Origin of the sequence: Christiangramia aquimixticola (assembly GCF_048285835.1) — a bacterium.
Classification (GTDB): Bacteria; Bacteroidota; Bacteroidia; order Flavobacteriales; family Flavobacteriaceae; genus Christiangramia; species Christiangramia aquimixticola.
Window position 1 is genome coordinate 1 of sequence record NZ_JBLVTL010000220.1, and the last position, 299, is coordinate 299.

Annotated in this window: 1 protein-coding gene; it reads left to right on the forward strand. The window is 49.8% G+C overall.

What is annotated here, in order from left to right; genetic code table 11:
* Positions 1 to 49: 49 nt before the first annotated feature.
* Positions 50 to 299: hypothetical protein (locus tag ACNKXV_RS14215; RefSeq protein WP_417908366.1), on the forward strand; the 250-nt coding region annotated here is incomplete at its 3' end.

Consider the following 299-nt stretch of genomic DNA (forward strand, 5'->3'; position numbering starts at 1 on the left):
GGGAGCTACTTGGAGTCCGCAGAATATCCGTGAAGTGCAAAATCAGGGAATGGAATATCAGGGAAAAGTGACTTGGAAAACTGGGTTTTGGAATTGGGAAGCTCGAGGAAGCTATACGTTTTCTCAAGCTTTGGACTTGACCTCAGATGCTCAAAATCCCCAGCAACTCCCCTATACTCCCAAGCATCAGGCGAATGGGAGTTTGGAATCGGAGCGAAATGGATTTTCGATCAATCTTTCCACTTTCTATGTGGGGCCCCGCTCCATCGGCACCGGCAATGCCCGAGACTTGGGTGGCT